General features: G+C 39.8%; 7 protein-coding genes. 5 read left to right on the top strand and 2 right to left on the bottom strand.

The annotated features are described in order from the left end of the window. Positions 1-211 precede the first annotated feature (211 nt). Entirely contained in the window at positions 212-2,566 is a 2,355-nt protein-coding gene (locus tag R3X26_RS04070; RefSeq protein WP_317715914.1) for a fatty acid cis/trans isomerase, read from the top strand. Between the two features lie 66 nt (positions 2,567-2,632). On the opposite strand, the gene folE is transcribed toward R3X26_RS04070, so the two are convergent. Next, positions 2,633-3,286 (bottom strand): GTP cyclohydrolase I FolE, encoded by a 654-nt coding sequence (folE, locus tag R3X26_RS04075; protein ID WP_317715915.1) that lies wholly within the window; start codon positions 3,284-3,286, stop codon positions 2,633-2,635. 234 nt (positions 3,287-3,520) lie between these two features. Here folE and moeA point away from each other — a divergent pair, with 234 nt between their 5' ends. Next, positions 3,521-4,756, top strand: a complete 1,236-nt coding sequence (gene moeA / locus R3X26_RS04080) for a molybdopterin molybdotransferase MoeA (protein WP_317715916.1) — start codon at positions 3,521-3,523, stop codon at positions 4,754-4,756. Between the two features lie 116 nt (positions 4,757-4,872). Next, entirely contained in the window at positions 4,873-5,619 is a 747-nt protein-coding gene (gene moeB / locus R3X26_RS04085; RefSeq protein ID WP_317715917.1) for a molybdopterin-synthase adenylyltransferase MoeB, read from the top strand. A gap of 57 nt (positions 5,620-5,676) precedes the next feature. On the opposite strand, the gene R3X26_RS04090 is transcribed toward moeB, so the two are convergent. Then, a complete protein-coding gene (locus R3X26_RS04090; protein WP_317715941.1) occupies positions 5,677-6,657 on the bottom strand; it encodes a sugar-binding transcriptional regulator in 981 nt (326 codons plus the stop codon). A gap of 381 nt (positions 6,658-7,038) precedes the next feature. Here R3X26_RS04090 and tal point away from each other — a divergent pair, with 381 nt between their 5' ends. Then, positions 7,039-7,989: a transaldolase gene (gene tal, locus R3X26_RS04095; RefSeq protein ID WP_317715918.1), complete on the top strand. Its 951-nt coding sequence runs from the start codon at positions 7,039-7,041 to the stop codon at positions 7,987-7,989. Between the two features lie 100 nt (positions 7,990-8,089). Beyond that, the coding region (locus R3X26_RS04100; RefSeq protein WP_317715919.1) for a hypothetical protein at positions 8,090-8,284 on the top strand (195 nt) is incomplete at its 3' end.

Here is an 8,284-nt window from a genome sequence, read left to right on the forward strand (position 1 = left end):
TTATTTAATGAAATTGCCCGTTTTAACGCAATAATCGCTTCTATTGCGTAAAGTTTAAACTTTTCACTTTGTAAAAAGAGCGCCTTCCCAAAATCGCTAAGTTGCCATAAGTTGAGGTTATTTAACTCAGATTACTTACATTAACGTTAGATTTTGCGTAGGATTCAGCCTATAACTTTTGAACTATTATCAAATAACACACGGTAAATATATGAGTCTACGTAAAAGCATTATTATTTTCAGCGTTATAGTCTTTTCTGGCTGCGCAACTTACGCTGGACTCAATTTTGATCAACTATTTGGTGAAGAATCTGTCAGAGAACGTCAAGTACCTTATGGCACCGCGTTAGCAGAGCATTACGTCAATAACGTTAAACCGGTTATTGAACAGCGTTGTGTGGTTTGTCACGCCTGCTACGACTCGCCGTGTCAATATAAAATGTCATCGACGCAAGGTATTGATCGCGGAGCAAGTAAAAATCCAGTTTATAATGGTACTCGATTGGTAGCGAGCTCCCCTACTCGTCTATTCGAAGACGCGCAAACTACTCAGCAATGGAGAGACGCGGAATTTCATCCAGTATTAAATGAACGAAATCAAACTCGCCAAGCGAATCTAGAAGCAGGATTAATGGCAAAAATGTTGCTTCAGAAAGAAGCTTATCCATTACCCGAAAAAGAGCAATTAGAAGGATTTGATTTTTCCATTTATAGAAATGAGCAATGTCCAACAGTAGAAGAACATGCTGCTTATCAGAAAGATTACCCTGAATGGGGAATGCCTTATGGCATGCCTAATTTATCAAGCTCGGAGTTCAACACCTTGATGAGTTGGTTGGAGCAAGGTGGTTTAATGCCGAGTGACAAACCAATCTCTGATGAAGAACAGCAACATATTGTTAAATGGGAGACTTTTCTCAACAAAAGCGATTTAAAAACTCAGCTTAGTGCACGCTATTTGTACGAACATCTATTTTTATTTCATCTGTATTTTTCTGAAATAGACCAACAACCACGTTTTTTTACATTGGTTCGGTCATCGACACCACCAAGCCAACCAGTAAAACGAATATCCACTCGTCGCCCTTATGATCCGCCACAGGTAGACCGAGTTTATTATCGATTGATACCCGAACAGGCCACTATTGTAGATAAAACGCATATGCCATATGCACTCAATCAACAACGTTTTAACGATTGGAGCAAATGGTTCATCGACTCTGAATATAATGTCGATGCCATGCCAAGTTATCAACCAGAAATAGCAGCCAATCCGATGACGGCATTCGTTCAACTTCCAGTTAAAAGTCGGTTTAATTTTTTAGTCGATAACGCTCAAAAAACTATCATGGCGTTTATTAAAGGGCCAGTATGTCGTGGGCAACTCGCACTGAATGTTATTAATGATCGATTTTGGGTATTTTTCATTGATCCAGAAAAAGCCAATGTACCTGAAATCAATCAATTTTATACAGAACAAAAAGCAAATTTAAAGCTACCTGGAGAACAAGAAACCATTATCAATCCTATTACTAACTGGATTTCTTACTCTAAACAACAAGCTGATTATCTCGCAGCAAAATCTGAATTTACTAATAAATGGTTTAGTAATGGCGCGAATTTAACCACGGATGTTCTTTGGACTGGGGATAACGTGAACCCGAATGCAGCACTGACTATTTTTAGACATTTTGACAGCGCTTCAGTAGTTCAGGGGATGGTAGGTACGCAACCTAAAACGGCTTGGATTATAGATTATGGATTATTAGAGCGTATCCATTATTTACTCGTTGCTGGCTTTGATGTTTATGGTAATTACGGACATCAATTAGTGACTCGACTATATATGGACTTTTTACGTTTAGAAGGGGAAAGTAACTTTTTAAGTTTGCTGCCTAAAGAGATACGCCACGAAGTGCATCAGTCTTGGTATCAAGATAAAAGTAAGCAGTTAAATGATTTTATGACTCGAAATGTGCAGCCTTTTGATCAACCAAGCCAAGTGCCTTATCAAACAACTGATTATCAAGCTGAGTTATTTGAGATGATTAAAAGTAAATTGTCTCCCGTTCTAGACCAGAGATATGCCATTAATAATACGGGGCTAAAAGCTGAAAACGAAGCGATACTCAGGAAATTTGACCACATTACTGGGATGGATGAAAACGCCCTTCCACAAATCAGCATGATTATGGTTGAGGCACAAAATGGACAGCAACAGCTATTCTCTTTATTAAGAAACAATGCCCATAAAAACATCAGTAGTTTATTCAATGAAGCAGAAACACGAACGCCACTTGAAGATGATTTAACCCTAGTACGAGGTGTAATTGGTAGTTACCCTGCCGCTTTTTGGCATGTAAAGGAAGATGAGATTGGCGAGCTGTATCAAATGCTAAGCGTGATGAGAACAGAGCAAGATTACATCAAATTACTGGATAGGTTTGCGGTACGTCGAAGTTCTAAGCAATTTTGGCCATTTAGTGATGCTCTCCATCAATGGTATCAAGACGATCAACCAGTAGAATTTGGTTTACTAGATTACAATCGATTTGAAAATCGTTGAGGATAAATCTCCCTCTCATTGCATTGAGAGAAATCACTTGTCTATGTTCTCTCAATGCTCAAAACACTATTTCAAACCAGATAAAAACTCGTGTCTAGTTGCCGCGTTGGATTTAAAAATCCCACCTAATGCAGTGGTGGTAGTTTCACTGGTTGCATCCATTACACCACGCGATTTAACGCAATAATGAGTCGCATCAATAGTTACTGCCACGTCGTCTGATTGTAACAAGGTTTGCAACGCAACTAATATTTGCTGTGTCATTCGTTCTTGGACTTGAGGTCGTTGAGCAAAAAAACGCACTATACGATTGATTTTGGAAAGACCAATTATTTTCCCTCTTGGTATATATGCTACCGCAGCTTTACCATCAATCGTCACTAAATGATGTTCACAGGTGCTGGTGACGGTAATCTCTTTTACCCGTACCATTTCACTTACGTTCATCTTATTTTCAATAACCGTAATCTTAGGGAAATTCGCATAATCTAAACCAGAAAATAGCTCGTCAACGTACATTTTGGCAATACGTGCAGGTGTTTCTTCAAGACTGTCATCAGATAGGTCTAATGCAAGCAGGTTTAACACTTCACGCATATGGTATTCGATGCGGTCTTTTTTCTCTTCTCGACTCACCTCGTTCGGTAGCATCGGGGTTTCTAAGCCTCTTTTTTCCAGCGCATCCTTTACCAATTTCGCTGATTCACTAATACCCGACATATGCACTCCTACTCACAACTATAATTGCCAATATTTAAGGCTGCTAAGCATACTAGGATTGACGGATATTTAAAGTAAATTTGTCCACTAAGCCGCTCGATAGCAATGCTTCTACTCTATTTACATAGACTTGCCACTTATTTTATAAATTGTGATTTCGACGCTCTATAGACCAATGACGATATGTGGTATGGTTTCGCCCATAAAATTTGCTACTGATAATAAGGATTTACTATGGGATGTTGTGACGCCCCCGGTCTAATGCCAATTGATGATGCGATCGAACAAATGCTCTCGAGTGTTACGGAAATAAAGACAACTCAGCAACTAGCATTAGAAAATACCGTTGGTTTTGTGTTGGCAGAAGATATTCTATCCCCTATTAACGTTCCGCCTTTTGATAATTCGGCAATGGATGGATACGCAATAAAACGCAATGATTTAGTGGCGACAAACGTACTTCAAATGGCTGGTAAATCTTTTGCAGGACAACCTTTTGAAGGGAATTGGCCTACTGGAACGTGTATTCGTATAATGACAGGAGCGAAGATACCACAAGGTTGCGATGCGGTTGTTATGCAAGAGGATACCGTGGTAACTGATAATGGTATTGAATTCAATAATATCGATATCAAAGCTGGCAATAACATCCGCCCTATTGGTGACGACATTAAACGTGGTGATATTGTATTAGCCAAAGGTTCAAGATTGACCCCTAGAGATATCCCAATGATTGCGTCTTTAGGTATCAGTCATCTAACCGTTTTCGATAAACCCAAAGTTGCTTTCTTCTCAACAGGAGATGAATTAATTTCGTTAGGCGAAGAACTCAAACAAGGTCAGATATACGATAGTAATCGTTATGGTTTAAAAATATTACTGGAAAAATTTGGCTGTGAAGGCATTGATTTAGGGATAATTCCTGATGTGCCAGAAAAGTTGCGCGACGCATTTAATCACGCACAACAGATAGCTGACGTGGTCATGACATCTGGAGGTGTCAGTGTGGGTGAAGCCGACTACACCAAAGACATACTTGAGCAACTAGGTTCGGTAAGCTTCTGGAAAATAGCCATAAAACCGGGTAAACCTTTTGCTTTTGGCCGACTAAACGATGCTTGGTTCTGTGGTTTACCAGGCAACCCTGTTTCCGCAGCTCTTACCACTTATGTTTTAGTGCAGCCTATGCTAGCAAAACTGTCAGCAGAATCTAACTGGGCTCCACCACAAAACATCCCTGCAACGACAAAATCTGCGTTCAATAAAAAGCCTGGACGAACGGATTATCAACGGGGAGTTTACACTGTAAAAGATGGCAAGTTTGAAGTGGTTAGCGCCGGTAATCAAAGTTCGGGCGCATTTACGTCAATGAGCGTCGCAAATTGCTTCGTAATTTTAGAGCATGATCGAGGACGAGTAGATATTGGCGACACGGTACAAATTCAACCTTTTAACCATACTCAATATTAATATTTAACCATACTTAACATTAATCAATAGTGACATAAGCGGCAGCGTCTTTTTGACAGAATGCCGCTGTTTAATATGGCTCAGCTATTTGTCTGTTAAAGTTTAGGAATCAATCAATGGAAATTCTATCCGACCAAGAAATGCTGCGTTACAATCGGCAAATTATCCTGAAAAATTTTGATTTCGAAGGACAAGAGGCGTTAAAACAAGCGTCAGTCTTAATCGTTGGTGCAGGAGGATTAGGCTGCGCATCGAGTCAATACCTTGCGGCAGCAGGGATTGGACGAATCACTCTGGTTGATTTCGACACCGTTGAGCCATCTAACCTACAAAGACAAGTTCTGCATACGGACGCCGATATCGGTAAATTAAAAGTTGTGTCCGCCGCTGAAAGCCTAGTTAAGCTTAATCCATACTTAGTAGTCAATACCGTAGCAAAACAACTGAATGATGATGATCTTTTAGTGCTACTAGAAAAGCACGATGTTGTTTTAGATGCGACCGACAACATTGAAACAAGAAATCAATTGAATCGCCTTTGTCAGCAATTAAAAGTCCCTCTAGTATCAGGAGCAGCCATTCGTATGGAGGGGCAATTGTCCGTTTTTACCTATCAAGACGACGAACCTTGCTATGAATGTTTAAGCACTTTATTTGGTAACACTGCCCTTAGCTGTGTAGAAGCCGGAGTCATGTCACCTGTTGTGGGCATAATAGGTAATATGCAAGCTTTAGAAGCGATTAAACTCATATCCAACTATGGGCAACATAAAAAAGGCCGATTACTCATATTTGATGCAATAAGTCTAAGCTGGAGAGAAATGAAGTTAAACAAAAATCTAAACTGTCCTGTATGCAATTAAAGTGATCGACGTTATCTAGAGGAGCCAACTAAAAATCATAGCATTGATTTTTAGTAATTATTTTAACTGCTCATCTAAGTTCAAAACCGTTAATGCATTACTCACACTGGTTGCAATTACATCAACTACACCAGTACGCAACGCACCTAACAATGCTAACGGCTTACTATTTTCTGCTGCAATAGCAATGACTTCAGCAATCGGCTTAAATTCTTGCATACTTAAACCTATCACTCTATCACTCATTACTGTGTTCGCCGTCTTGCCTTGAATATCAAAAAAATCGTAGCCAGCAAAGTCTCCTACAACACCTTGTTGTAACCTTGCTTGAACCACTTCATCAGTGGTAAACCATCCTAGATCCACCATATAATTGTTCTCGCTCATATCACCAATACCAACTAAAGAGACATCCGCTTTACGGGCAAGATCTAAAGTTTGTTTTACCGTACTATTTTCCATAAAAGCTGTTTTTTGTTCTCTGGTCTCCGCATAGGCAGGTGCATACAGCGTTTCTGAAGTGCCACCATATTTTTTAGCTAATTGCCGACAAATATGATCAGCGTTATACATACCGCCCCGAGGGTGAATCCCACCTATACCACAAACAAATTTACAATCCCTCGGCGTGATTACACCAACATGATGCGCTACCGCAGACACATTTCTACCCTGTCCAACGGTAACGACCATTCCATCTTTTAAAGTATTAGATAGGTAGTTTGAAACCAGACTTGCTACTTGAATGCGCTGCGCTTCTTCATTAGCTTGATCTAATGCTATCAATGCCCTTTGCACACCAAATCGCTCCATTAAGCGCTGTTCAATTTTGGCGCTAAACACGGGATGATATTTAACCGTAATTTCAACAATACCTTCATCACGAGCTTGCTTAAGCATTCGACCTACTTTTGCACGCGAAATCGCATATTTTTTAGATATTTCTTCCTGTGTCGCACCATCTTGATAATAAGCAATTGATATCTCGGTAAGAAGATCAGTCTCTTTATCAACCGTCTGTTGATTTTTACTGGTCATATTGCTGCCATCCTTATTAAACATTGTTATGCCAAATTCAAGGCTAACTTCATCGCCACTACTATTACAAATGACACATTGCATTACAAATGATCATCATAAGATTTATAGGATTTTTACTAAAAATGCTCAAATGAGTCGCAGATAAAACGTTTATAGTATAAAAATAGCTTGAAAATCGATTAATAGCAGTTTTTATATAACGAACTAATTGACTTTCGATATAATTCAGCTAGTTTGGAGTTATCAATTCCTCAGCAATGATCCATATGTTCACTGGTCATTGTTTGCGGTTGAAAAGAACAATATTTTAATGATGACACTTATGGTTAATCACATAGCAATTAACCATGTTTTGCCTTACAGAATAGGACAATGGATATGAGTAACAAACTAGAACAACTTCGCAAAATAACCACCGTTGTTGCCGATACAGGTGACATTGAAGCGATTCGTAAATACAAACCAGAAGACGCGACCACTAACCCTTCTCTTATTCTAAAAGCAGCTCAAATACCACAATATGCACCTCTTATTGACGATGCAATTAAGTATGCTAAATCTCAAAGCAACGACAAAAACCAACAAGTTCAAGATACATGTGACCAGCTCGCGGTCAATATTGGTAAAGAAATTCTAACGACGATTCCCGGCCGTATATCAACAGAAGTTGACGCACGTTTATCTTATGATACCGAAGGCAGTGTAACCAAAGCTCGTCAGTTAGTTAAGATGTATAATGATGCAGGCATTTCAAATGATCGCATTTTGATCAAACTAGCTTCTACTTGGGAAGGAATTTGTGCAGCAGAAATACTGGAAAAAGAAGGGATTAATTGTAACCTAACCCTACTATTTTCTTTCGCTCAAGCTCGCGCATGTGCTGAAGCTGGCGCTTTCTTAATCTCTCCATTTGTTGGCCGTATAATGGATTGGTACAAGGCGAAAGAAGGTCGTGATTTCGATTCTCAGGAAGATCCAGGTGTTCTGTCAGTAACAAAAATCTACAATTACTACAAAGAATACGGTTATGAGACCGTTGTAATGGGAGCAAGCTTCCGTAATATTGGCGAAATTCTAGAAATTGCTGGTTGTGACCGTCTAACGATTGCTCCGCAACTTTTACAAGAGCTTGAAGACGCACAAGGCGACGTAGTAGAAAAACTGGTTGCGGCCACCGAGGTGAAACCTCGCCCTGAGCGCATGACGAAAGCTGAGTTCTTATGGGAACATAACCAAGATCCAATGGCTGTTGAGAAACTGGCTGAAGGTATCCGCAATTTCGCAGTTGACCAAGGTAAACTTGAGAAAATGATTGCTGAGAAACTTTAATATCAATACTAACTCTACCGTGCTCCTTTCATAAGGGGCATTGTTTTATCCGAGTCGATAATATAGAACCCTATCTTTTTAAATATTTGGAATTAGACCCATGGAAATTCAACAACCTTCTCAGCAAGAGCTAGCAAACGCAATTCGCGCGCTTAGCATGGACGGCGTACAACAAGCCAACTCAGGTCACCCAGGCGCACCAATGGGGATGGCTGACATCGCTGAAGTACTTTGGCGTGGCCATTTAAACCATAACCCACAAAACCCACAGTGGGCAGATCGTGACCGTTTTGTA

This window comes from Vibrio sp. TH_r3, assembly GCF_033101115.1.
Lineage (GTDB): Bacteria > Pseudomonadota > Gammaproteobacteria > Enterobacterales > Vibrionaceae > Vibrio.